Source organism: Shewanella sp. K8 (assembly GCF_028823715.1).
Lineage (GTDB): Bacteria > Pseudomonadota > Gammaproteobacteria > Enterobacterales > Shewanellaceae > Shewanella > Shewanella algae.
The window spans coordinates 1-22792 of record NZ_JAPEHY010000050.1 but is presented as its reverse complement, the minus strand read 5'-3'; the positions used below and the strand labels follow the sequence as shown (position 1 = coordinate 22792).

Below are 22792 nucleotides of genomic sequence, written 5' to 3'. Positions count from 1 at the left end.
CAAATGTCGGTGGCATAGTCCGCTGTCACATCGTGCTTTTTCACTTCGAGCCATTCGGCGGCAATCTTCTCCAATATGTACTCGGATTGCTGCTTGCGCTCTTCAAGCTTGGCTTCTCGGTGAACTTTGGGATCTATGTCCATGGCAAGCAACTCTCGCTGCTCCATAGCGAGTTTGCGTGCCTGGGCCAACGACACCGCCGGGTAACGACCTAAGCCGATGTTAACGCGCTTTTTTGTGACCGGATGGTAGTAGTTGAAATTCCACTGTTTTGTGCCGTTCACACGCAATCTGAGCTGCAGACCTTCACCGTCAGAGATGACTTGGTCTTTCTCTCCTGGCTTTAAGTTTTTGATTTTAGCGTCGTTTAACTGGCCCATAAACACCTCGCACCGAGTTTGGTATTCCAGAAATGTACGACACTTTGCTCTGGAATACCAACTGGTATACCAATTGCCTAAGATGTGGTGAGATGTCTTGAGATTTTGTGAGACGCTAAGTTATTGATTTATATAAATTTAAGGCAAGAAAAAAGACGTCCTGGGACGTCTTAGTTCAGAGGTTTGGTGGAGGCGGCGGGACTTGAACCCGCGTCCGAAAAACCTACGCTCAAGGCGCTACATGCTTAGTCTCTCTTTTGTTTAACCGGTTGAACTCCGAAAGACAGGATTCCAAACGGTGAGCCTGGTACTGTTTCGCGGTTCACCCCCAGACAAGGTTCCCTCGCTAGCACTATGTAAGGTGACCATCAAATCCACTGCCCATGTGCGAGACCTGTGGTAGATGGCTAGCGGCCTTAGGCTGCTAGAGCGTAGTTATCGTCGTTTGCAACTATAACTGTGCGGCTTTTTACGAGGCCAACCGCCCCTCGGCATGCTCCCGGAGTTTCGCGAATCCCGTCGAATCCAGAATCGCCCCCGTGATGTTTTGATTGTAACCCCTTTACCGCCGGCTTACCAAGGCTTTAATTGACAAAGGGCAATCACTTGCTGGTTATCCGCACAATTTGCGTGCGAAATAACGGCAAAATATCAGTTACTTGCTTTTCATGACCCGGGCTTTCTCGATAGCCCAGTCACGTTGTTTAATATCATCGCGCTTATCGTGGGCTTTCTTACCTTTACCCAAGCCTATCTCAACCTTGACCCAGGCACCTTTGCGCCAGTACATGGAGATAGGCACTATGGCGTAACCCTGCCTTTCAACCAAGCCGGCCAGACGATCCAGCTCACGGCGATTGAGCAGCAGTTTACGCATGCGGGTCGGGTCGCAGACTACATGAGTCGATGCCGCGCTGAGTGGGGTGATATTACAGTTGTGCAGGAAGGCTTCGCCATTTTTCAGCATGACAAAGCTTTCCGACAGATTCACCTTGCCGGCGCGGATGGATTTGACCTCCCATCCCATCAGGGACAGACCGGCCTCGAATTTTTCATCGAAGCGATATTCAAAGGTCGCACGCTTGTTCCGGGCAATGGTTGCCGGAGCGTTTGCGGATTTTTTTGCATTCTTCTTAGCCATAGGCTGGCTATTATACGCAGCAGCCACCAATTTGGAATTGGCCTGGAAGAATATTTTGAGTTGTGGGCAGTAGCTTAGGGTTTTGTTGCTGGCTTTTTGAGCGCTTATGGTGGCCGCTCCCATTGCGGTGGAACAAAGGATGCGTTTTTCGGCCGGCGTGCTAAAATCCGGGTCTGTTTTTGATCAGCCAAGAGTATCAACCAACGGATGCCACAGATTTCCCGCAGTGTTCTGGTGCGTTACAGTGCGATGCAGATGTACCAGCTAGTCAATGATGTCGAGTCTTATAAAGAGTTTCTTCCCGGTTGCGTTGGCGGTAAGGTGCTGGAGTTTGATGGCAAAACCATGCTGGCGTCGGTGGATATCAGTAAGGCCGGGATCAGCAAAACCTTTACCACCCGTAATCAGGTGGTGGAAGGCAAGAGTATCGAGCTGCAACTGGAGAATGGTCCTTTCAAGCATTTAACCGGCCATTGGTATTTTACCGAATTGGCCGAGGACGCCTGTAAGGTGGAGTTTGAGTTGAATTTTGAGTTCTCCAGCTCCTTGGTTGGTATGGCATTCGGCAAGGTGTTCAAAGAGTTGGTTACCTCTATGGTTACGGCTTTTACTCAACGGGCGAAGGAAGTATACAGTGGCAAGTGAACAGGAAAAATTCAGTGTCGATGTCATTTATGCATTACCGACACAACAGAAGGTGATCAGTGTTTCCGTGACACCGGGTACCAGTTTTATTGAGGCTGTGCGTCAGAGTAACATCCAGGCCTTTTTCCCAGAGATTGATTTGGAAACGGTGAAACTCGGCACCTTCAGCCGTCAGGTCAAACACGATGAAGAAGTTGAGCCTGGGCAGAGAATCGAAATCTATCGCCCCTTGATTGCCGACCCCAAAGAGGTGCGCCGCAAGCGCGCTGAAAAAGCAGCTGAGGAAGGGCGGATCAATAAAGTGACCGGCGCCAAAATCAGCTGAGTGACTTGGGGAAAAGCAAGACATTAAAAAAGCGCTTGTTGGCGCTTTTTTAATGTCTTTGTCTGTACAAGCTTGGAATTCGGAATTACTTACCGTCCTGCTCGTGCTTATTCATCTTGGCGGGATCTTGCTCTTCAACCAGAGGCTTTTCATCACCGCGTTGCTGCGGGATCTGTGGCGTCAGCTCTGGGCTGTTGGCCATTGGCAGGCTGCTTTGCTCCAGCGGAGTATTGAATTCATTACTCAGTTCATAATCCCCTGTAACTTTGGCCAATTGATCACCGGTAAAATGCAGGATCAGTTCCTTATGGGTAATACTGGCATCACGACCACTCTTGTAATGGTAAACATAGTACCAGGTATCATCCTTGAAGCTGTCACGCAGCACAGGACGCCCAAGCACAAATTCCACCTGTTCCTTGGTCATGTCGATGCGCAGCTTTTCCACCTGCTGAGGCTCCATATAGTTGCCCTGTGGAATATCAGGCTTGTACACCAGCCAGTCAAAGACACTGCAGGCACTGAGTGAGAGGGTGAGCGCACTGACGCTCAGCAGGGTAAGACTTTGCTTTTTAATTGACATTGAATGTGCTACTTCATGAAAAACTGTCGGCCATAATACCCAAGCCCAGCCCGTGCTGACAAGGGCTATTGACTCGGCGCTTGAGGCTTCGACAACATAAAAGTGACTTGGTTCGTCTCTCTGTTGCCAAATTGTTGTCTTGGCTCAAATTAACATCCGGCAAATAGAATAAGTTAACGGGGAGACGGCTGATTCTTTCTGGTTTAGCCAAGCGCACCATTGACAGACTGACAAGAAATTTGATATCGCTTTACCGGCTTGCAATAAGCCTGCTGCAGCATTGAAAACCATTTGTATTTAAAAGACTTATTTTTATATTTGCTCAAAATTTCGGTTATCAAGGTCTATAAAGCTGGCTATACTGAAACTCCCGTGATAGGCCTGAGCAAAAGCTAGTTTGGGCCGTTTCTAGTATCCATGCATTTTTAGGGCTGAACTTGGTCTTAGTGGCAAAGTGCATCCCGGAATATAAGAGTGACAAACAACAGCCCTCTATCGCCATTTGTTAAGGAGTCTTGATGGAACAGGCCGGCATCTTTACCTCAGTGCTCATGTTTCTGCTCGCTGCCGTGGTTTTGGTCCCACTGGGCAAACGCTTTGGTATTGGCCCCATTCTTTCTTACCTCGCTGCCGGTGTCTTGCTTGGGCCGGGTGGTATTGCCGTGGTGTCTGAGCCTGCCGCCGTGCTTCATTTTGCCGAACTTGGGGTGATCCTCATGCTGTTTGTGATGGGGCTGGAGTTAACCCCGGGCAAACTCTGGGAGCTTCGCAGTGCCATATTTGGCCTCGGTAGTGGTCAGTTGCTGCTGTCCTGGGCAGCGGTCAGCGCCTTGGCATTCGGTGTCGGACTTTCCATTGAAGCGGCGGTGATTATAGGCGCGGCGCTGTCATTGTCTTCTACCGCATTTGCGGTGCAGTTGATGAATGAACAACGGCTGCTTACCACTCCAGTGGGGCGTGATGCCTTTGGGGTATTGCTGATGCAGGACCTGGCGGTGATCCCCATGATGCTGCTGATTGCTTACCTGTCGCCGAGCGGCGCCGATCCGGCTCATCATGCCGTGCCCTGGTATTGGACCTGTGTGGCTCTCTTGGGCTTTTTGCTGGTAGGTAAGTACCTGCTTCCCAAAGTATTGCAGCTGGTGGCGGCCAGTGGTGTCCGTGAAGTGCTGACGGCATTTTCGCTGTTACTCGTGATGGGCAGTGCGGCGCTGATGGCCTGGCTCGGGCTGTCGGCCGGTATGGGTGCATTTTTGGCCGGTATCATGTTGGCCAACTCTGGGTACCGTCATCAGCTTGAAACCGATATAGAACCCTTCAAGGGTTTACTGCTGGGGCTGTTCTTTATGGCCGTGGGCATGACCATGGATCTTGGCCTGCTGCTGAAGGAGCCTTTGGCGTTGCTGGGGATCCTCTTTGGCATGTTGGCGGTCAAGACTTTGGTGCTGATGTTGCTTGGAAAGCTTAGGCACCATACCTGGCGCAGTGCCATGGTGCTGGGTTTGATCCTGGCAGAAGGCGGTGAATTTGCTTTTGTCCTGCTTTCCCAGGCGCAGCTGTCGGGGATCTTGTCTGAAAAAATCAGCCAGATGTTAGTGTTGGCTATAGGTTTGTCGATGGCGATAACCCCTTATCTGCTTAAGTTGTTCAAGCAACTCGGTAAACCGGCCGAAACCAGCCGTCTGCCGGATGTGATAGAAGCGGCTGACAGTGAAGTGGTGATCGCCGGTTTTGGTCGCATGGGGCAGATAACCGGCCGTATTTTGGCATCCTCCGGGATCCCGTTTGTGGCGCTGGATAAAGACGCCCGCCACGTGGATGTGGTGCGCCAGTTTGGTGGTGAGGTGTACTTTGGTGATGCCAAGCGACTCGATATGCTGTTTTCGGCCGGTTTGCCCAAGGCGCGGGTGATTCTGGTGGCGGTTAATAATGTGGAAGACTCACTGCAAATAGTGACTCAGGTGAAGACTCACTTCCCCCATGTGGCCGTAGTCGCCAGGGCCCGTGACCGTAACCATGCCTATCGTTTGATGAGCCTGGGGGTGACTTCAGTATTTCGGGAAACCTTTGGCTCGGCGCTCAGTGCCAGTGAGAGTGTGTTGCATACGCTGGGTCTGAGTCAGGTACAGGCCAATGAGCGAGTGAAGATATTTGCCGAGCATGACAAGGCGCAGGTTGAGGCCGGGGCCAAACATAAGGACGATCTCAAGGCGCTTATTCGTTTGTCCAACAAGGGCAGGGCGGAGCTGGAGTCTTTGATGCGGGCGGATAAAGACAAGGGCCTGTAAGGGTTCTGCCTTGAGACAAAAAGCGCGCCGATTGGCGCGCTTTTGTGGTTTAGAAGCGGTAGCTGACACTCAACTTGGCATTGCGTTCGGCCCCCGGCATGCCGCCAAGGAACATCGCCTTGTCGTAGTAGCGGGTGTTGAACAGGTTATTGAGGTTCAGCTGCACACTCCAGTCATCGGTCTTGTAGGCAATGGCCGAGTCCCAAACTGTGTAGGCGGGCACTTTGCCATCCGGGATCCCGAAGGAATCCGAGTTGGTGCTGCGCTCGTCGACATAACGAACTCCAAAGCTGACGGACAAGGGTTGCGGCAGCGCCTGCCACTGATGGCTGTAAGTGACCCAGGCACTGGCACTGACCTGAGGAACCCCTTTCTGGCGGCTGTTGTAGCTGCTGGAGTTGGGGTCATTCTTGTTGCGTGCATCCTGATACAGACCATTGAGGTTTATCAACCATTCTTCATTGAGGTGAGCGTTGAGATCCAGCTCGGCACCAGTGGTCTTGTCCTTGCCATCGTAAAAGAACTCGGGCACTGAGATGTTGTAGTCAGGTGCACCTTCTTTGTCATTGTATTCCGGGTTACCGTAGCGCAGGTTAGTGCGCTCGCTCTGGAACAGGACCAAGGAGCCGAGCAGCTGATCATCAAAGCCCTTGAAGCGCATACCGAGATCATAGCTCAGGGATTCAGAATCCTTCCTGTCCGCCGCGCCGCCGCTCTCTGCACCCGTTACGGCACCGAGCACGCTGTAGGCCGTGCGTCCTTTGGCATGATTGACGAAGAAGGACAGATTATCCGTCGGCATATAAGTTAACCCCAGGTTGTAGGTAATGCCGTGATCTTTGGTGTCTTGCTCCGGGGTCGGATCTTTTTTAGGAGTGCCCAGATGACTGTACTTCTGCTCAATCTCATTGAACGCTACACCCACCCTGGCTGTAAAGGTTTCACTCAGGTAACCCACATACTGCATGCCCAGCCCCCAGGCGCGGACTTGTTTGTTGTAGTTGTCCTTGAGATCCGGGTTGTAGTCCTCAAAGGCTTTATCACCCCAGTTGGGATTGCGGATATCCAGAATATAAGGCAGTTCACCGCCGCCATCTTTGTCGTACAGTGCCCAGCTCTTGTAGGCGATATCTCTGTCTTCCAGATTGGCATTCAGCAATAGCTCACTGTCTATGCCTGCCAGGCTGAAGTTGTAGCGCATATCGGCAAAGTACTGCCAGGATTTCTCGTGGGCATCTACCTTGCGGTATTCCTGTCTTCTGGCGGCATAAGGATACAGGACATCATCAATCACCAGTGGCGCGCGGGGATCGGCATTGATCACGTCTACGGATTTGACCTTGCGTTTCCAGTACACATAGTTATAGGCGCCAGTTTGGCGGATGAACCCGGACTGGTAGTCTCTATACTGTAACTGCTGATTGAGCTGCAGATTGTCACTGAGGGCAATGTTGTGGTTCAGCTTGAAGCGCCACTCTTCGCCTTCATTGGGCCTGCTGATGGGAGAGGCCAGGCTGGTATCGCCTATGTCGAAGGGTTCGATTCCATCGCTCGCCACCAGGGAGTCGGCTAGTTGTTGCCGCTGCGCCTCAGTCAGTTGAATGCCGGCGCCATTGGGGTCGTTAACCAAATCTTGCCAGCTGACTTGTGCGCCGCTCAGGCCACCGGTAGAGGCGGCGTTGTAGATACGTATCGGGTGGCCTACAGAGTCTACTTGCACAGAGTCTTTAATCCAGGCAGCCGACAGCACCAGATCTTGAGAGTTTGAAGGCAGAATTTTCAACGAGGCATAGACTTCATCTCTGTCGCTGCCGATATCACGATAGCCATCGCTACGGGCATGTTTGGCCACCAGACGATAGGCCAGGGTGTCGCTCAAGCCTCCGGTAGAGTCGAGCCCCAGGCTGTAACTGTTCCAGGAGCCCACTTCGGCACTGACTTCTGTGCTGTCCTGAAATTGAGGTTTCTTTTCAATAAGGTTGATGATCCCGCCGGCGCTGCCCATACCATAGAGCCCGGTCGCAGGGCCTTTGAGCACCTCAACCGCTTCTACATTGGTCATGGAGCGAGTGGGATTAAAAGTGTTGCCGAGTCCTGCGCCGCCGTACATGCCGTCATAAGTGTAGTTGGCGTCCAGGCCACGGATCACCAGGTTATCTCCTATGCCGTAGTTGTTGCCGGCTTGGGTAACACCACTGATGTTACGCACCAGATCCTGCAGAGAGTCTGCCCCCTGGGCGGCAAACAGCTCTTTATCTATCACCACCAAAGCCGCCGGGGTTTCCATCAGAGACATATCTGATTTTGTCGCCAGCCCTGAATTCATTACCACCTTGTTTTGTTTGCCATAAACGGTAATGCGTTCCACATCCTGTGATACCTGTTGTGACTGAGTCGCTTCGTTTGCCTGTGCGGCCTGTGCCATGGTCAGCGACAGGCAAGCCGTCACCGCCAGAGATATTGCGGATTGCTGCATTTGAGATCATCCCCCTCTAAAGTAGGGTGCGAATGATAATGGTTTTTATTTGTCTTGCAACAAAAGTTTCAAACTGTGTCAACCGAGTGGATATTTTTTGACTAAGTCACTTGGATCCTGTTTCGGGAGCAAAATAGGCAAGTTTTTGAAAAAAATTTAAAAAAAATCGTTTTTTTATTGCTGCTGACCAAAGAGTTGGCCTGTGTTGATCACTATACGCAAGTCGTGAAAAACGGATCTCGATCACATTTAATTCTAACCTTTACGTAAAGGTTAGAATTAAACGCTCGTTTAATATTCATCATGGTTGCATTATTGTTAACTATTTGTTTTTGTTGGTTATTTGAAGTTGACCCTGACGAGAGTTCGAAACGGATATTCGCGGATTAGACCTAAGTTTTAATGATATTTTGTGGAAATTAATTCTTCCTTATTGTTATTTAATTACGTAATAAATTACTTTGGCGTTTGTGTGGTCAAGTTGTCTGACATTTTTCTGTAATCTGCAGCATGAGTCTTTGTGTTTTAATATTTTTATTTTAAAAACAATAAATTGAGCTTTACCTTTTGGCTTGGTCATACCAATTTTGAGTCAAGTTAAAGCCTAGGTTTTGACGTTTTTTAGACATGTTGACTGTTGCAAATACAAATGTTTATCGATAGTTTTTAGTACGAAACGAACATTTGCAGGGTTTGGCAGCCTTATCTGCCATCCAGGGAGACAGCAGCATGATAGCAGAGACAGTCGCACAGCAAGGGCTCAGTATTAAGGGGGCCGAAATACCACAGCAGCAGAGCCTTTTTACTGAAGGTGCGCTCAACTTCCTCGAGGCTCTGTGTCGGGAGTTTGCTCCGGAAGTGACCAGCTTGCTGGAAAAGCGTGAGCAACGTCAGCAGCGGATAGACGGCGGCGAGTTGCCGGACTTTTTACCGCAAACCCGAGCCATTCGAGATGGTGATTGGCAAATTCGCGGTATACCGGCGGATCTTAAAGATAGACGGGTCGAGATCACCGGGCCTGTGGATCGCAAGATGATCATCAATGCGCTCAACGCCAATGTAAAAGTCTTTATGGCCGACTTCGAAGATTCGCTGGCACCCAGCTGGCAGAAGGTGGTCGAGGGCCAAATCAACCTGCGTGACGCCGTCCGCGGTGAAATTGATTTCACCGCGCCGGAAACCGGCAAACACTATCAATTGCAGGCCAACCCTGCGGTATTGATTGCTAGGGTGCGGGGGCTGCACCTGCCGGAGGCGCATGTCGAATTCAACGGTAAGCCTATTCCCGGCTGCTTATTCGACTTTGCTTTGTACTTTTATCATAACTATCACCAACTGCTTGCCAAGGGCAGTGGACCTTACTTCTATATTCCCAAGCTCGAGAGCCATCTTGAGGCGCGCTGGTGGGCCAAGGTGTTTGCCTTCGCCGAAGAACGTTTCTGCCTGCAGAGCGGCACCATCAAGTGCACCTGTCTGATTGAAACTCTGCCGGCCGTGTTTGAGATGGAGGAGATCCTCTATGAGCTGCGCTCCAACATAGTGGCGCTCAATTGTGGCCGCTGGGATTACATTTTCAGCTATATCAAAACCTTGAAGAAGCATCCCGATCGTATTTTGCCGGACCGCCAGCAAGTGACCATGGATAAGCCATTTCTCAGCGCCTATTCACGCCTGCTGATCAAAACCTGCCACAAGCGCGGCGCTCTGGCGATGGGCGGCATGGCGGCCTTTATTCCCGCCAAGGATCCGCAAACCAATGCCCAGGTGCTGGAGCGGGTTCGCAAGGACAAAGAGCTTGAGGCCCGAAACGGCCATGACGGTACCTGGGTGGCGCACCCTGGCCTGGCCGATACCGCCATGGGGATTTTCAACGAATATATAGGTGAAGAGCACGCCAACCAGCTGCATATCACCCGCGACGTGGACGCACCCATCCTGGCGGCCGAGCTGCTCAAACCCTGTGATGGTGAGCGCACCGAAGAGGGGATGCGACTCAATATTCGTATTGCGCTGCAGTACATAGAAGCCTGGATTGGCGGCAATGGTTGTGTACCCATCTATGGCTTGATGGAAGACGCAGCCACAGCGGAAATCAGCCGCGCCTCTATCTGGCAATGGATCCAGCACGGGCAAAAGCTTTCCAACGGCAAGCCGGTGACCAAGGCACTGTTCAGCGCCATGTTGAAAGAAGAGTTGGCCAATGTGCGTGAAGAGCTCGGCAGCGAGCGTTTCGATAACGGCCAATTCAAGCAGGCGGCAAGCTTATTGGAAGAGATCACCACAGCCGATGAGCTGGTGACCTTCCTGACCTTGCCGGGCTACGAGCTGCTTACCCGATAACCCCATAACCATTAACGGCGGCCGCCCGCGGCGGCTGGGTGGCTGCCAAATTACCCTACGAAGGAGAGTCAAAATGACCAAGGCAACACAGAATTCACGTCAGGCGCAGATAGAAGCATTGAAAAAGGATTGGGCTGAAAATCCACGTTGGCAGGGCGTTCGCCGTCCATTTACCGCAGAAGAAGTTGTAGCATTGCGCGGTTCAGTGGTTCCTGAAAACACCATCGCTAAACGTGGCGCAGCCAAGTTGTGGGAACTGGTTAACGGCGGCGCCAAGAAGGGCTATGTTAACTCTCTCGGTGCTTTGACCGGCGGTCAGGCCGTGCAGCAGGCCAAGGCCGGTATCGAGGCCATCTACCTTTCAGGGTGGCAGGTGGCGGCCGATGCCAACCTGGCGGGCACCATGTATCCGGATCAGTCACTCTATCCGGCCAACTCTGTGCCTGCCGTAGTGGGGCGGATCAATAACTCATTCCGCCGCGCCGATCAGATCCAGTGGAACCAGGGCAAAAACCCGGAAGATGAGGGTTATGTCGATTACTTCCTGCCGATTGTGGCCGATGCTGAAGCCGGATTCGGTGGCGTGCTGAACGCCTATGAGTTGATGAAGTCCATGATAGATGCCGGTGCCGCCGGGGTGCACTTCGAAGATCAACTGGCCTCGGTGAAAAAGTGTGGTCACATGGGCGGCAAGGTTCTGGTGCCGACTCAGGAAGCGGTGCAGAAGCTGGTAGCGGCCCGTCTGGCAGCCGACGTATCCGGAGTGGATACTCTGGTGATTGCCCGTACCGATGCCAACGCCGCTGATCTGTTGACCTCAGACTGCGACCCCTATGATCGCGACTTCATCACCGGAGAGCGTACCCAGGAAGGTTTCTACCGGGTGAAGGCAGGTTTGGATCAAGCCATTTCCCGCGGGCTTGCCTACGCACCTTATGCCGACCTTATCTGGTGTGAAACCGCCAAGCCGGATCTGGAAGAGGCACGCCGCTTTGCCGAAGCCATCCATGCCCAGTATCCGGATCAACTGTTGGCCTACAACTGTTCACCTTCGTTCAACTGGAAGAAGAACCTGGATGACGCCACTATTGCCAAGTTCCAGCAGGAGCTTGCCAACATGGGCTACAAGTACCAGTTCATCACTTTGGCCGGTATTCACAACATGTGGTACAACATGTTCGATCTCGCCTACGACTATGCCCGCGGCGAAGGCATGAAGCACTATGTTGAGAAGGTTCAGGAAGCCGAATTCGCTGCCGCGCAGAAGGGATACACTTTTGTGGCGCATCAGCAGGAAGTGGGTACAGGTTACTTTGATCAGGTGACCAATGTTATCCAGGGCGGCCAGTCCTCTGTCACGGCTCTGAGTGGTTCGACCGAAGAAGAGCAGTTTTAATCCCAAGTGTTGGCGTCCTCTCGGGCGCCACTTCCCCGGAAATGAACCTACGCCATTTTCGGGGGTAATTTGTGACTTCCCAGTCATTTGAGCCTTGTTGCTTGTGTTTTGGCGACTCATTGAGTCGCCTTTTTTTGTTGTAATTGTGTTATTTCTTTGAAGTTTGTGCTTTATTCATAACAAGAGTTCCATTCTCAAGCCCACCACTGGGCCAATACCTGAAAGAGTTGAGTCGTATTTGAAATCAGCCAACAAGGGGGTGGATTACTGGACCCGCAGGATCAGTGATCAGGAAATGCCCGCACTTTGCTCAACAATAAGGACATTGGAAAAACTCGCCAAGGACGATGTGTCCTCCATGGCGATTCTGGGGCGCAGCATAATGCACGACAATGCGCTCACTTCCCGTATTTTGCGGGTGGCCAACAGCGCCATCTATAACAAGGGGATAAGCCCTGTTACAACGGTCAGCCGCGCTGCCGTGGTACTGGGGTTCGACACCATCCGCAATATCTGCATTACCGCCAAACTCCTCTCCAGTTTGCTGGAAAGCAAAAATCTGGCGCCCTCGGTTTATCAAAGGTTGCTTAAGCTGATGGCTCAGGCGTTTCAGGCCGCCATGTTGGCCAAGATGATGCTCGATGGCTACGATGAGGAGTTGCAGGAGGAGGCGTTTATTGCCGCGCTGCTCTATCACTTGGGTGAGAGTGCCTTTTGGAGCACGGGAGCCGAACTGGCCGAGGAGCTGGATTTGGCCCTCAGCGCCGAGAGTGATGCCGTAAATAGGCTCAATCTGGTGCGCGAGGCGCTCGGGGCTTCATTCAATCAGCTCAGCCAGGGGCTGGCCCGCAGTTGGGGCCTGGGTGAACTCTTGTGCAAGTCGCTCAGCAATCCCGATGAACGCACGCCGGAAATTCGCAGTATTTTTCTGGCCAATAAACTCAGCGAAGCGCTGGCCGGCGCCGCACTCAAACCCGAGGAGCTGGAGCGGCGCCTTAAACAAGCCGCCGATATGCTGCAGTTGGATACAGATGAGTTTCGTGGCCGGGTCCTTCGCTGCTCCAACGCTACCGTCAAGTTAGCCGAAGCCTATGGCGCCAAGGTGCTTATCGAGTATCTGCCGGACACAGATCAGCTGCTGCCTCAGGAGAGGGTGGCTGAGGTTGTAGTGCGCGAGGCAAATCTTGCGTTCCAGCTGAAAAAACTCAGAGAGCTGACCGGCTTTGCCGTCGAGAAGACTGATTTCAATAAGGTAGTGACCACAGCATTGGAGGGAATACTCGAGGGTATTGGTCTTGACCGCTGCGCCGTGCTCTTGCTGTCACCGAGCAGGCGCATGTTGCAGCCGAGAATCGCGCTTGGTGACGGCGCCGAGGAGATGAAAAACGACTTTATTCTCGAGCTGGAAGGCCGCGGCACCTTGCTGAGGGATTGTATTGAAAATCAGAAACTGGCCTGGCAGGGCGAGGGGGCCGACAAAGCTGTATTGGGAGAACAGCTGGCGAGAAAAGTCCCCGCCAGTGGTTTTATGCTGGCACCGCTGAAAGTGGACAATAAGGTAATAGGCGTCTACTACGCCGACAAGGCCAGTTCGGGCCGGGACATTCATCCTGAAGATTTTGACAGTTTTGGCCACTTCGTGCAGTTGGCCAACATCTGTTTCTCAGTTGCCTTCAGGCACTGATTTCTGCTTTTTGCGATACAGCTTTATCTGATCGGTAATTCTGGGCGCCAGGGCGTTGGGAATGGGGAAACTCAGGCTGTATTGCAGTATTTGCCAGCCTTGTTCGGTTTTGACAAGCGTGCCAGTGCCCCGTCCAAGCCCATAGGACTGGCTGTCCAGCAGTTCATCGAACACTATCACATCGCCGTGCTGTACCAGGCGGCGCGAGGAACTTTGGTAAGTCCAGCCCTTGGTGGCACGGGCATACTGCTCAAATTCAACCATATTCCAGTATTCACTGGCATCTGTACCGATAAACCCCGCATCGGGGCTGAAGAGGCTAAAGTAACTGTCCCAGTCGGCATTGGCAGCACTTTGGTGCAGCTTATCCAATACCGAAGCGGCCTGAGCTTGGCTATCATCGAGCTGGCCGGTTTGCTCCTGGCCGTTTTGATTGCCGGCTTCCAGGCTATTTGCCAAGGCTGAATGGCCGTAAATCGGTAGCAGCAGCGCTGTAGTCAGCAGCAGAGGCTTAAGGTGCAACATAATGTTTCCTCTTATAAATTTTTATTGTCGGCCCCAGCTTAACCCAATTGTGCACAAGATGTGAGCCAAATGGGTTTTCTGTTTGCAGGTATGCAGTTGAAAGCTGGGCTAGTGCCAACTCAGGGGATCGAGACGATAGAAGCGGCTCAGCTCCTGGTAGAGTGCCGGATAATCGGCTCTCATCTGCTGCGGCTGTTCGAAGAACACCTCGCTTATTACGGCAAAGAACTCGGCCGGATTAGTGGCGCCGTAGTAACTGAATAGGCTGGGCTCACCACTGGCGGCCTGAGCTTGCAGTTTGGCAAACTCTCGGCCAAGCACCTGCGACCACACAGGGTAGGCGTTGAACTCGCCGAGTCTGGGAGCGCCATTGGCATCGCCTGCTTCCTGATCCAGTTGATGGGCGAATTCATGGATCACGACATTCCGGCCGTCTGCCGGATCGGCGGCGTCATCCAGGGTATTTTGCCAGGAAAGGACGACCTTTCCCTGACCCCAGGATTCTCCCGCCAATAACCTTTGGCTGTGCCATTCCAGGCCATTGGCATCCCGCTGCTGCTGGCGAACAATAAAGGCCGATGGGTACACCAGAATTTGTCTCAGGTTAGGGTAATAGTCGGTTTGGCGATTGAGTAACAAGAGACAGGCCTGCGCGGCTATGGTCAGGCGGATTTCATCATCTATCTCCAACCCGTCGCAACCGACAAACTGCTTTTCCGCCAGAAACACCTGGATGTGTTTCTTGAGCTGCAGTTGCAAGTCACTGGGCAGGGAACGGAAATAGGGCATACGTTTTTTCAGGATAGTGCGCCACTCCTTGGGGAAGGGCTTGGCGCGTATCTTGTCTCTGCGTCTGCGATCCCGCCAGGATTGGCTGAGGATCCAACCTATGGCGCTGGCGCCGGCGGCAAGGGTGATCAGAATGGCCAGCATGATCCGGCTCCATGGCTAAAGAGTCTAATCAGATCTGTGGGGGCTCAGTGGGAATAACTCAAGCTCGGCGCATGAAAAACAAGCAAAAAAAAGCTGACAGCAAAGAGGTTGAAACCTGTTATCGGCTGTCAGCAAAGGGTGGGAGTGTCAAACAGTCCACACATTTCAAGGGAAAGGAATCAGTCCGGCATAAACTTCTGCTCCAACTCGCGGCGCTCTTGTGGAGTCAGGCTGTGATGATGCTTGATAAGTAAACGTATCAGGCGTGACTTGGCAATATCACAGTCGCTGGCCATTTCGGCCAGGTGACTGATGGCCGCTTCACTCAGGGTGAAAGTTGCCTTGCGAAAGGGCTCGTGGCGGCGTTTGGGTATCAGTTTTTGCTGAGTGGCTTCCTGATTGGCGGAAGCTGTATTGGAATACCGCTGCTCAACCGGCATAGTTGCCGCCGATTGCTGTGTTTGCCCCATGGCGTAATAGATGGCACCGTCGATAAACTCATCCAGGGATTGCATGGCCAACATACGCTTACGGGCATCGACCTCAGATGGCGTAACGTTTTTCTTCAGATCGGCCAGTCCCATACTGAGTCCTCATGCTGTTGAGTTGGTTGGTCATCAGGCGGCTGCGGATCTCAGTGGCATTCTGTGCCTGCAGCATTTCGCAGGCGATGGCACGGATCTCGGCGGCGGCCTTGCCCTTGGGCTCGAATTCAATTACCGAGCGGCCGGACTCTTCGCTGTCATCATAGATGTTGCGGCTGTAGGTAATGGCGTCCAGCACATTGATATCATAGGTTTTGCAGACTTCCTTGGCCTCGAGAATACGGCTGGCCTGATTGGGCAGGTTAGGGCACTGGGTGATGACAAAAGAGGCGCGCATCTTGGGGTTTATCATCATGCAGGTAGCGACAATGTCGTCCATATGGCTGACGGTTTTAAGATCGCGGCGTTTGGGCCTGAGGGGCATAAGTACATGGGAGGCCACTGACATGGTGGCACGCAGCGCCAGGTTGTCCTGGCCGCCGCAATCGACTATCACATAATCGTAGTGTTGCTCCAGGCTCAGCAGATCGTTGCGGATTTTGCCATAGAGTTGAACACAGTTGATCCCGGCTAGTTTGCTGTCGTTGTTGCGGGCCTGGATCCAATCAGAGGTGGTTCGCTGAGGGTCGCAATCCACCATGATCACCGATGCGCCACATTCCACCGTGAGAAAAACGGCAATGTTTTGTGCCAGGCAGCTCTTGCCGCTACCCCCCTTTTCACCGCCAACGAGTATGATCATTGTTTTGCCCTCTGAAAGCCTGTTATTAAGTTATTTGCTCTTTCCCTGATGGCTTACAACTTTCCTTGGTTCGGGAGTGTTCCCAACCTGATGTTTGCCGTATCGCTGCTTTTCTGCACTCCGAAATGTTGTCGCTGACGGAGGTGAACAGTGAACGGTAAAACAAATGTAAAAGCTAAATTGTTCTTGGTCAACTTGATGATTTTTATTGGTTTTTATTGTTTTTGTCGCGTCATGTTTTTGGCGTTGACCCTTGGGTTGCCGTAATAATGGCAGTGTTGCCGGTGAGGGGAGGTGACGTAGGAAATTATCAATAAAATTATACTGTTAAAAAAATGTTTCCGCGTCATTTATTTGTTAAATCTCCTCTGCCACAGGGTAGGTTTCAGCAGAGCTTCTTTTATGACGCAGTAGATACCGTTTATAGGAATTAAAAATATTTTTATTAGACCTAAAAAGTATAAATAAATGTGATCTTTGTCGATTGGTCCATTAATCAGACTCTTGGTGTGCCTTTAAGTCGTTTGGGGTGCCGGCTTTTTTCTGCTCTATCTTGTCACCCAGGTTGTTGCAACTGTCATCTGCTTGCCACAGTACTCTGCCATGTTGGCGTATTGGCTGGGGATACCCTGGCGTTTCGACCATCAGTATTTATGCAAGGAGGCATTTATGGGCCATGTACTCAACCAGACCAGTCGCTTTGAAGTGATGGAGTATTGTCTGGCAACCCACGAACTCTTGTTGCTCCGGGACAGGGCAGGACTGCCGGTGCATGGACTGGATGACAGTTGTTTGCCTGCCAAGCCGCTGCTGTCCTTATGTATCAGGGAAAGGTCCGGTGGGGAAAACCTGCAGGAGGGACAACTGGTGGCCTTGGCTTTGGTGCGCAGCGGCTCAGCAACTGAACCCAGTCAGGAACAGGAGCACTATCTGTTGCAGGACTTTCTGGTGTTGCCCGAATTTCGCCATCTTGGACTCGGCAGCTTTTTGTTGGAGACGGTTATTGAGCGATTATCGCTTCTGGGAGCGCCTAAGCGGCAACTGATGCTGGAGGTGCTTCCGGGAGACGAAGTCCTGGCGCAGCGCCTGGGGTTCAAGCCAGGCGGCCACAGTGTGCCGGGAAATCTTTGGCTGAGAAGCGTAGGTTGAATTAAAAGCCTAAATCAGCTGCAGCTCACCCGAGTTCGGTAATCGAGTTATCAAGTCGGCGCCCATGAGTTGTGATGGCGTATAACTGCCGCCATCATGATTATGCTGCAGCAGATAATCCACAACCGCCAGCGAACCAAAAACCGTCAGACTATAACCATTGGCAGTTTTTATCCTCGCTGTGCGCCGCTCCCCTTGCGCATTACTGACTTCACCCCAGACAAAGGTCGGCAACTTTGCCCTTGCTGCTCCATCGGGCCCTGTCACCGTCTTGCCTATATGTGCCTTGAGCAGTTTCTGCAGCCAGCGGAATTTCAACAAGGGTCTGATGTAGTTGGCCCGTTTGGTGTTGGCTATCATCTTGGCCGAGCCCGAGATAAAGACCTCTATGTTGGGGATCCCTGTGGTGTAGAAAGCAGTTGCCACATCGCCCCAGGGAATTGTCATGGCCGGTTTCTCACCATCGCCGAAATCTATGTTTCTCACCTTATAGGCAAACGGCACAGAGATGATTTTACCCTGTTTACGTACCTTGCCGCCCTGGGCCAGGCCCTCAACCGAGGTTTTGGCTGTGCCGGGAGATAAGCCCGAGCGAGAGTCAAAACCGAGTGATAAGTGGTTGGCATCGGGCAAAGCACTTTTCAGGGTTGCGGCGAGACAGTCTGTGGGGATCACGTCGAAACCGACACCCGGACAGATAACAATTCCGGTGTCTTGGGCTTGCTGCTTGAGTGATTGCGCCAGCTCGAACACCGCAATTTCCCCTGTAATATCCAAGTAGTGCACCTTGGCAGCCAAGCAGGCTTGCATCATGGGCCCAGCCGTTGCCGAAAAAGGCCCGGCGCAGTTGAGTACCAAGCTCATGTCACCTATATGGCGTGGGATATCATCCAAGTCGAACACAGCTGACTCGAGCCGCAACTCCTTGGCCAGTGCCCGGGTCTTTTCACGGTTGCGCCCGGCGAGTACTGGGCGCAATCCTCGATGTGCGGCTTCCCGGGCGATAAGTTCACCCGTGTAACCGTAGGCACCGTAAATCATCCAGTTTCCCTGCTTGTTTGGACCTGTGTTTGTCATGGTTCTGCTCCGAAAAGATATTGTAATCAATTGCTTGTGTCTGGCCCTGAGGCAAGTTATTCGGTTGCTGCTTGAGTGACCGCTAAGGATTGGCCACCCGATGGCTTTGCTCCTGGAAAACTCGCTCCTGGAATATCTCACGCAATCCCTGTTCGTAGCCGGTGATTTGAAAGTCCGGGAAGCGCGCCTTGAATTTATCGGACACAAAGAGATTATCCACCTTATAACGCGGCAAGAGTTCGGCGGTATCTTTGAGCTTTTGGTTGAACTTGGCGCCCAGCCACAGCTGCCAGCTTTTGAGCACTTTATACTTGGCCGGAGTGCCGAAAATCTTTGCCGCCAGAAAGATGAACTCCCGGTAGGTCAAACGGTTATTGTCGCAGGGAAGATGCCAGGTTTGGCCATAGGCATCCGGGGTATTACCCAGCAGCGCCATCGCCCGGCTGGCATCCGGGGTGTAAATGAGGCTGTGCATAACCTTGTCATTCAGCAACACCTTGGCACTTTTGGCCGCTATCAGTCTGTCTATTACGGTGGTGTTGGTAAAGCTCTGGGTTTTACCCGGGCCATAAAATTCAGGCGCGCGGCAGATCATGGCTGTTACCTTTCCCTGTTGCATCGCATCCAGCAGCATCTGGGTGATTTGGCCTCTGACTAACCCCTTGGGACCGTTGGGCACAAAAGGTGTATCTTCACTTTGAGGCACTGAGGTTTGCGGGTACATATAAGTGTTATCGAAATACACCAACTTGGCGCCGTGGGCACTGCAGGCGTTGATAACATTCCGCATCATGTCAGGCCATTGCTCAAGCCAAATCTGGGTATCCAGAGGTAACCCCGCGGTAAAATAGACAATTTCTGAACCTGCTACCGCCTTGAGTGTTTGCTCAGGATCTCGGAGATCGGCTTGAAATAGCTCATCACTGTCATTGACCTTCTGTGGTCTGCGGCTGACCAAGCGTATGGTGTCGGTGAAGTCGCGTTTGAGACTCAAGGCCAGCTCTCTGCCTATCTGCCCATTGGCACCCAGTATTGTTTGCATAACTCAGCTTACCTTTTGTTGTGAGGTTAAGGATAGTGCGAACAAGTCGTGGTCTATTGGGCTCTGGCCCCTGATCCAGAGCAGGGCTTTTAGCGTCAGTTTAGCCGGGACTTGCTCTTACCCTGACTATCCTAAGGTTAAAGTTAAGTTTAAGGTCAAGAGGGAATCTTTATGATTAACCTGGCTGCCCTGAAAGCCGCTGGCTGCTGGAATCGGCGCGTATAGCCTGGGGAATGGGAAAATCACTTTTTGTTACTGCTGCGGGACAATATCTGCCAACCCAACTGGGACATGACTCTTTTGGCATTGCTGCTGCAGTCCAGGTCATCGGGCTTGGCTTCTATTTCGGCCAGAACCTGCAAGAGTTTGGCCTTGCTGGCGGCCACTTTGCGTTCAATCTCCTCCAGATCGGCTATCTTCCTGTGCAGAGAGCCAAGCAGTTGCTGGTGGTCCCATTGACCGAGTTCGCTCGGCAGCAGAGCCTTGAGCTCATCCAGGCTGAAACCGGCTTGTTGGCCTGTGGCTATCATATCCAGAAGTATCACGGCCTCGGGAGGATAGCTGCGATAACCATTGGCTTTACGGTTGACGATTTTCAGTAGCCCAATACGTTCATAGAAGCGGATCCGCGAGGGAGCCAGGCCGGTTTTCTGTGCCAGTTCACCAATTTTCATCTTTGTTCGTCCAAACTTGATTAATCCTGCTTTCACGAGCTGCGCAGATTGGCAGGCTTTCCACTCAAGTTTACTTTTCCGGAGTATACTGGCAACTTTAGCCTGAAACGGAGAGAAGATGCAGCCGGAACAGCAGTTGTTGGAAGCCATCAATCAGACCATGCCCTTTGGCAAGTACGCCGGACGCAAGTTATTGGAGCTTCCCGAGCCTTATCTGGTGTGGTTTCACTCCAAGGGGTTCCCCGAGGGCAAACTTGGGCAGCAATTGGCGCTTATCTATGAGGTGAAGCTCAATGGTCTTGAGTCTATGCTGCGGCCCTTGCTACGTCAGTGAAGCTGTCAAAAGTGTGAACCCTATTAGCGATTTATGAAATAACACATGTTTTAATGGCGCAGTATTTCCAACGACAACAGGAAGCAACAGACAATGGCAAAATTGGCAAAGATCTTGGCGACCGCGGCTTTGGCTCTGGGTATATCTTCAGCCTGGGCGCAAGGTGCGGTACATGAAGGCACAGTGGTCGACACCATGAACAGTGGTGGTTATACCTATGTGCAGATTAAAGAAGCCGATAAGACATTCTGGGCGGCAGGCCCTCAGGTAGCTGTGGCCAAGGGTGATAAGGTGCAGGTTACCGAGCAGATGTGGATGACCAACTTCACCAGCAAGACCCTCAACCGGACTTTTGACAAGCTTATGTTTGTTGGTGAAATCGATAAGAAGTGATTTCATCCACTCTCTGTTAAAGTCGCGACTCTGTTCGCGGCTTTTTTATTTGCGCTTAAGGGCTTTGCCTGAGCACAAATGTCGGGCAAAATGCCTGCAATTCAACTGTGTTGGTACCAATTCTCATGTTGCGGGTAGAGGTTTACTCTCATTCTCGTCACAGGCACTTGGGGGAGCAGATAGCCAATCTCTACCACAGTGCCGTTACTGCCATAGATGATGCTCGCTACAGTGCGGCTCAGCGTCTGGCTTGGTCGGCTGCGCCGCGCTCGGGGCGATACTGGCAGCTAAGGCTCAAACGGGCCCAGGCCTGGGTGATGCTCAAGGGCAGCGAGCAAAGTCCTCAATGTGTCGGTTTTGTGTTGCTGGAGACCACCTTCCGTGAGCGAGGTTACATCGCCTGCCTTTATGTGGCGCCCGATAGCCAGCGTCAGGGTGTTGCTTCTTCCTTGCTTGAGGCCGCCAAACACTGGGCTCTCACCCAAGGCTACCATCACTTGACGACAGATGCTTCGGCGTTGTCCAAACCTGTGTTTGAACGCGCCGGGTTTCGTTTGCATCACAAAAGCTACCAGGAAAAATCCGGCCAAATGTTCGGCAGCTACTTTATGAAGCTGATACTGCCGCCTTTGGTGCACAAGAGCTAAGCCGCCTATGATTTCACCAACGCCCATTCAAGCCGAGCATGGCTTTATTATTCGCCAAGGTCGCCCCGAGGACAGCGCGGCCATCGCCGAGCTGTTTCATCTGGTGGTAAACGCCAGCACAGAGCATTACAGCCAGGCGCAATGCCAGGCCTGGTCGCCTGCACAGCGCAGCGAAGATGAGTGGCGGAATCGTTTGCAGGGGACGGCGCTCTGGGTTGCCGAAGATGGTCGCAATTTGCTCGGATTTATTAACCTAAAGCCTTTGAATGCGCCGGGTGAAGCCGAGATAGACTGCCTTTTTACTCACCCCAATGCCCAGCGCCGGGGGATTGCCGTCGAGCTCTACCGGCAGCTATTGAGATACGCCGTCGATTCCGGGGTGCAGTGTTTGAGGGTAGAGGCTTCTTTCTATGCCAAAGCGTTTTTCGGCAAGCAGGGCTTTACAACCTTGAAGCGCAATCAGCATCAACGTCACGGGGAAGTGCTGACCAATTTCAGTATGCAGCTGCAGTTATAACCCAAGCCGCCCTGGAAAATCACCCAAATGAAGTTCCAAGGGCGGCCTGTGGGCAAACGCCAAGAAATGCTGCTTGTTATGGCAAATCAAACACCAGGGCGACGGCACTCTTGTTGCCGGCCTTGATGGCAAACTCCTCAAGTTCGTTGATGTGAATGCCATCGCCACTTTGCAGGGTTTCACCTGCCAATTGCAGCTCTCCTTCCACCACTTGAGCATAAAAGTTGCGTCCCTTTGCCAGCTTGAAGCTCGTCTGCTCGGCAGCGGTCAGCTCCAGGCGGTAGACGCTGGCGTCCTGTTTGATGGACAGGGTGCCAGCGCGGCCATCGGGAGTGACGACCGGGGTCAGGGCCGAACTCTGGGCAAAGGCTTTTTGCTGATAACCCGGGGTGCCACCCTGGCTGCTCGGTTGGATCCAGATCTGCAGGAAATGCAGTGGTTCAGTTGCCGAGGCATTGTACTCACTGTGATAGATCCCCGACCCGGCAGACATAAGTTGGAACTCACCGGCCGGCAGGGTTTTCACGTGACCAAAGCTGTCTTTATGGGCTATGGTGCCGGAAATCACATAGCTGATGATCTCCATATCCTTGTGGCCGTGGGTATCAAAGCCGGCGCTTGGCGCGACTCTGTCATCATTGATGACTCTCAGGGCCGAGACCCCCATAAATCTTGGATCATAATACTTGCCGAATGAAAAACTGTGTTGGCTCTTGAGCCAGCCGAAGTCGGCCCGGCCGCGTTCGTCGGCATGACGTACATAAATCATAATTCAGTTCTCCTGCTGGGAAGGTGCAGACAAGTCTTTTGTGTGCTCTTCACAGACTTACAGGCCAGGATGCAAGGCCTGTAAGCAGTGAATGGCTTAAAGCAAGATGTGTGCTTTGCAAGAAGGGCCCCTTAAGGAAGGTGCGAATAAGTCCTCGTGGCACTCTGGCTTGCACAGCAATTGGCGT

At 52.3% G+C, this 22792-nt stretch carries 23 protein-coding genes and 1 other RNA gene; 11 read left to right on the top strand and 13 right to left on the bottom strand.

The window, feature by feature from the left end; translation table 11 throughout:
* The 3 genes from ON072_RS19790 to smpB form a co-directional block, all read right to left on the bottom strand.
* The coding region (locus ON072_RS19790) for an integrase arm-type DNA-binding domain-containing protein (protein WP_274626157.1) at window positions 1–380 on the bottom strand (380 nt) is incomplete at its 3' end.
* Between the two features lie 184 nt (window positions 381–564).
* Window positions 565–919, bottom strand: a transfer-messenger RNA (tmRNA) gene (gene ssrA / locus ON072_RS19785).
* A 116-nt stretch (window positions 920–1035) separates the two neighbouring features.
* Window positions 1036–1521, bottom strand: a complete 486-nt coding sequence (gene smpB, locus ON072_RS19780; RefSeq protein ID WP_025009743.1) for an SsrA-binding protein SmpB — start codon at window positions 1519–1521, stop codon at window positions 1036–1038.
* 207 nt (window positions 1522–1728) lie between these two features.
* Between smpB and ON072_RS19775 the strand changes: the two genes are divergently transcribed.
* Together ON072_RS19775 and ON072_RS19770 are read left to right on the top strand one after the other, a co-directional pair.
* Window positions 1729–2166 (top strand): SRPBCC family protein, encoded by a 438-nt coding sequence (locus tag ON072_RS19775; RefSeq protein ID WP_025009744.1) that lies wholly within the window; start codon window positions 1729–1731, stop codon window positions 2164–2166.
* Entirely contained in the window at window positions 2156–2491 is a 336-nt protein-coding gene (locus ON072_RS19770) for an RnfH family protein (RefSeq protein WP_025009745.1), read from the top strand. Before ON072_RS19775 ends, ON072_RS19770 begins: the two co-directional genes overlap by 11 nt.
* A gap of 85 nt (window positions 2492–2576) precedes the next feature.
* Here the strand turns inward: ON072_RS19770 and ON072_RS19765 are convergent, their stop codons facing one another.
* Window positions 2577–3074, bottom strand: coding sequence for an outer membrane protein assembly factor BamE (locus ON072_RS19765; RefSeq protein ID WP_054744896.1), 498 nt, complete (start codon window positions 3072–3074; stop codon window positions 2577–2579).
* Between the two features lie 518 nt (window positions 3075–3592).
* On the opposite strand from ON072_RS19765, the gene ON072_RS19760 reads away from it, so the two are divergent.
* A complete protein-coding gene (locus ON072_RS19760) occupies window positions 3593–5362 on the top strand; it encodes a monovalent cation:proton antiporter-2 (CPA2) family protein (RefSeq protein ID WP_044734152.1) in 1770 nt (589 codons plus the stop codon).
* A gap of 49 nt (window positions 5363–5411) precedes the next feature.
* Here ON072_RS19760 and ON072_RS19755 read toward each other — a convergent pair whose 3' ends face one another.
* Entirely contained in the window at window positions 5412–7838 is a 2427-nt protein-coding gene (locus tag ON072_RS19755) for a TonB-dependent receptor (RefSeq protein ID WP_025009746.1), read from the bottom strand.
* Between the two features lie 729 nt (window positions 7839–8567).
* Between ON072_RS19755 and aceB the strand changes: the two genes are divergently transcribed.
* The 3 genes from aceB to ON072_RS19740 all read left to right on the top strand — a co-directional run bounded on the left by aceB (window position 8568) and on the right by ON072_RS19740 (window position 13258).
* Window positions 8568–10178: a malate synthase A gene (gene aceB / locus ON072_RS19750; RefSeq protein ID WP_054744898.1), complete on the top strand. Its 1611-nt coding sequence runs from the start codon at window positions 8568–8570 to the stop codon at window positions 10176–10178.
* A 73-nt stretch (window positions 10179–10251) separates the two neighbouring features.
* A complete protein-coding gene (gene aceA / locus ON072_RS19745) occupies window positions 10252–11574 on the top strand; it encodes an isocitrate lyase (RefSeq protein WP_028779181.1) in 1323 nt (440 codons plus the stop codon).
* A gap of 295 nt (window positions 11575–11869) precedes the next feature.
* On the top strand, window positions 11870–13258 hold the full coding sequence (locus ON072_RS19740) for an HDOD domain-containing protein (protein ID WP_144439027.1): 1389 nt from the start codon (window positions 11870–11872) through the stop codon (window positions 13256–13258).
* Here the strand turns inward: ON072_RS19740 and ON072_RS19735 are convergent.
* From ON072_RS19735 to ON072_RS19720, 4 genes are all read right to left on the bottom strand, one after another.
* Window positions 13238–13783, bottom strand: a complete 546-nt coding sequence (locus ON072_RS19735; RefSeq protein WP_107004531.1) for a nuclear transport factor 2 family protein — start codon at window positions 13781–13783, stop codon at window positions 13238–13240. The two genes, ON072_RS19740 and ON072_RS19735, sit on opposite strands and share 21 nt — an antisense overlap.
* Window positions 13784–13891: 108 nt before the next feature.
* The gene (locus ON072_RS19730) at window positions 13892–14716 is read right to left on the bottom strand and encodes a M90 family metallopeptidase (protein ID WP_025009748.1); all 825 of its coding nucleotides are present in this window, start codon (window positions 14714–14716) and stop codon (window positions 13892–13894) included.
* Window positions 14717–14895: 179 nt separating this feature from the next.
* Window positions 14896–15300, bottom strand: coding sequence for a CopG family transcriptional regulator (locus tag ON072_RS19725; RefSeq protein ID WP_096141378.1), 405 nt, complete (start codon window positions 15298–15300; stop codon window positions 14896–14898).
* Entirely contained in the window at window positions 15260–16003 is a 744-nt protein-coding gene (locus tag ON072_RS19720; RefSeq protein ID WP_025009750.1) for an AAA family ATPase, read from the bottom strand. Before ON072_RS19720 ends, ON072_RS19725 begins: the two co-directional genes overlap by 41 nt.
* 669 nt (window positions 16004–16672) lie before the next feature.
* Here ON072_RS19720 and ON072_RS19715 point away from each other — a divergent pair.
* Window positions 16673–17152 (top strand): GNAT family N-acetyltransferase, encoded by a 480-nt coding sequence (locus ON072_RS19715; RefSeq protein WP_045282460.1) that lies wholly within the window; start codon window positions 16673–16675, stop codon window positions 17150–17152.
* Window positions 17153–17161: 9 nt separating this feature from the next.
* Here ON072_RS19715 and ON072_RS19710 read toward each other — a convergent pair whose 3' ends face one another.
* The 3 genes from ON072_RS19710 to ON072_RS19700 form a co-directional block, all read right to left on the bottom strand.
* Window positions 17162–18229, bottom strand: a complete 1068-nt coding sequence (locus ON072_RS19710) for a saccharopine dehydrogenase family protein (protein WP_274626156.1) — start codon at window positions 18227–18229, stop codon at window positions 17162–17164.
* A gap of 82 nt (window positions 18230–18311) precedes the next feature.
* Window positions 18312–19271: an NAD-dependent epimerase/dehydratase family protein gene (locus ON072_RS19705; protein WP_261753242.1), complete on the bottom strand. Its 960-nt coding sequence runs from the start codon at window positions 19269–19271 to the stop codon at window positions 18312–18314.
* A gap of 242 nt (window positions 19272–19513) precedes the next feature.
* Complete coding sequence (locus ON072_RS19700) at window positions 19514–19945, bottom strand: MerR family transcriptional regulator (RefSeq protein ID WP_208194107.1); 432 nt, start codon at window positions 19943–19945, stop codon at window positions 19514–19516.
* Between the two features lie 118 nt (window positions 19946–20063).
* Between ON072_RS19700 and ON072_RS19695 the strand changes: the two genes are divergently transcribed.
* The 4 genes from ON072_RS19695 (at window position 20064) to ON072_RS19680 (ending at window position 21836) form a co-directional block, all read left to right on the top strand.
* Window positions 20064–20279 (top strand): DUF3820 family protein, encoded by a 216-nt coding sequence (locus tag ON072_RS19695; protein ID WP_025009755.1) that lies wholly within the window; start codon window positions 20064–20066, stop codon window positions 20277–20279.
* Between the two features lie 93 nt (window positions 20280–20372).
* Window positions 20373–20672, top strand: a complete 300-nt coding sequence (locus ON072_RS19690; protein WP_025009756.1) for a hypothetical protein — start codon at window positions 20373–20375, stop codon at window positions 20670–20672.
* A gap of 107 nt (window positions 20673–20779) precedes the next feature.
* A complete protein-coding gene (locus ON072_RS19685; RefSeq protein ID WP_234518530.1) occupies window positions 20780–21319 on the top strand; it encodes a GNAT family N-acetyltransferase in 540 nt (179 codons plus the stop codon).
* 7 nt (window positions 21320–21326) lie between these two features.
* Window positions 21327–21836 (top strand): GNAT family N-acetyltransferase, encoded by a 510-nt coding sequence (locus ON072_RS19680; RefSeq protein ID WP_208223545.1) that lies wholly within the window; start codon window positions 21327–21329, stop codon window positions 21834–21836.
* A gap of 76 nt (window positions 21837–21912) precedes the next feature.
* On the opposite strand, the gene ON072_RS19675 is transcribed toward ON072_RS19680, so the two are convergent.
* Window positions 21913–22605, bottom strand: coding sequence for a pirin family protein (locus ON072_RS19675; protein ID WP_208223547.1), 693 nt, complete (start codon window positions 22603–22605; stop codon window positions 21913–21915).
* Between the last annotated feature and the right edge of the window lie 187 nt (window positions 22606–22792).

What these genes read in the sequence shown, in the direction of transcription:
- smpB (WP_025009743.1), bottom strand. Translation starts at nt 1,521, where the DNA reads ATGGCTAAGAAGAATGCAAAAAAATCCGCAAACGCTCCGGCAACCATT.
- ON072_RS19775 (WP_025009744.1), top strand. Translation starts at nt 1,729, where the DNA reads ATGCCACAGATTTCCCGCAGTGTTCTGGTGCGTTACAGTGCGATGCAG.
- ON072_RS19765 (WP_054744896.1), bottom strand. Translation starts at nt 3,074, where the DNA reads ATGTCAATTAAAAAGCAAAGTCTTACCCTGCTGAGCGTCAGTGCGCTC.
- ON072_RS19760 (WP_044734152.1), top strand. Translation starts at nt 3,593, where the DNA reads ATGGAACAGGCCGGCATCTTTACCTCAGTGCTCATGTTTCTGCTCGCT.
- ON072_RS19755 (WP_025009746.1), bottom strand. Translation starts at nt 7,838, where the DNA reads ATGCAGCAATCCGCAATATCTCTGGCGGTGACGGCTTGCCTGTCGCTG.
- aceB (WP_054744898.1), top strand. Translation starts at nt 8,568, where the DNA reads ATGATAGCAGAGACAGTCGCACAGCAAGGGCTCAGTATTAAGGGGGCC.
- aceA (WP_028779181.1), top strand. Translation starts at nt 10,252, where the DNA reads ATGACCAAGGCAACACAGAATTCACGTCAGGCGCAGATAGAAGCATTG.
- ON072_RS19740 (WP_144439027.1), top strand. Translation starts at nt 11,870, where the DNA reads ATGCCCGCACTTTGCTCAACAATAAGGACATTGGAAAAACTCGCCAAG.
- ON072_RS19735 (WP_107004531.1), bottom strand. Translation starts at nt 13,783, where the DNA reads ATGTTGCACCTTAAGCCTCTGCTGCTGACTACAGCGCTGCTGCTACCG.
- ON072_RS19730 (WP_025009748.1), bottom strand. Translation starts at nt 14,716, where the DNA reads ATGCTGGCCATTCTGATCACCCTTGCCGCCGGCGCCAGCGCCATAGGT.
- ON072_RS19725 (WP_096141378.1), bottom strand. Translation starts at nt 15,300, where the DNA reads ATGGGACTGGCCGATCTGAAGAAAAACGTTACGCCATCTGAGGTCGAT.
- ON072_RS19720 (WP_025009750.1), bottom strand. Translation starts at nt 16,003, where the DNA reads ATGATCATACTCGTTGGCGGTGAAAAGGGGGGTAGCGGCAAGAGCTGC.
- ON072_RS19715 (WP_045282460.1), top strand. Translation starts at nt 16,673, where the DNA reads ATGGGCCATGTACTCAACCAGACCAGTCGCTTTGAAGTGATGGAGTAT.
- ON072_RS19710 (WP_274626156.1), bottom strand. Translation starts at nt 18,229, where the DNA reads ATGACAAACACAGGTCCAAACAAGCAGGGAAACTGGATGATTTACGGT.
- ON072_RS19705 (WP_261753242.1), bottom strand. Translation starts at nt 19,271, where the DNA reads ATGCAAACAATACTGGGTGCCAATGGGCAGATAGGCAGAGAGCTGGCC.
- ON072_RS19700 (WP_208194107.1), bottom strand. Translation starts at nt 19,945, where the DNA reads ATGAAAATTGGTGAACTGGCACAGAAAACCGGCCTGGCTCCCTCGCGG.
- ON072_RS19695 (WP_025009755.1), top strand. Translation starts at nt 20,064, where the DNA reads ATGCAGCCGGAACAGCAGTTGTTGGAAGCCATCAATCAGACCATGCCC.
- ON072_RS19690 (WP_025009756.1), top strand. Translation starts at nt 20,373, where the DNA reads ATGGCAAAATTGGCAAAGATCTTGGCGACCGCGGCTTTGGCTCTGGGT.
- ON072_RS19680 (WP_208223545.1), top strand. Translation starts at nt 21,327, where the DNA reads ATGATTTCACCAACGCCCATTCAAGCCGAGCATGGCTTTATTATTCGC.
- ON072_RS19675 (WP_208223547.1), bottom strand. Translation starts at nt 22,605, where the DNA reads ATGATTTATGTACGTCATGCCGACGAACGCGGCCGGGCCGACTTCGGC.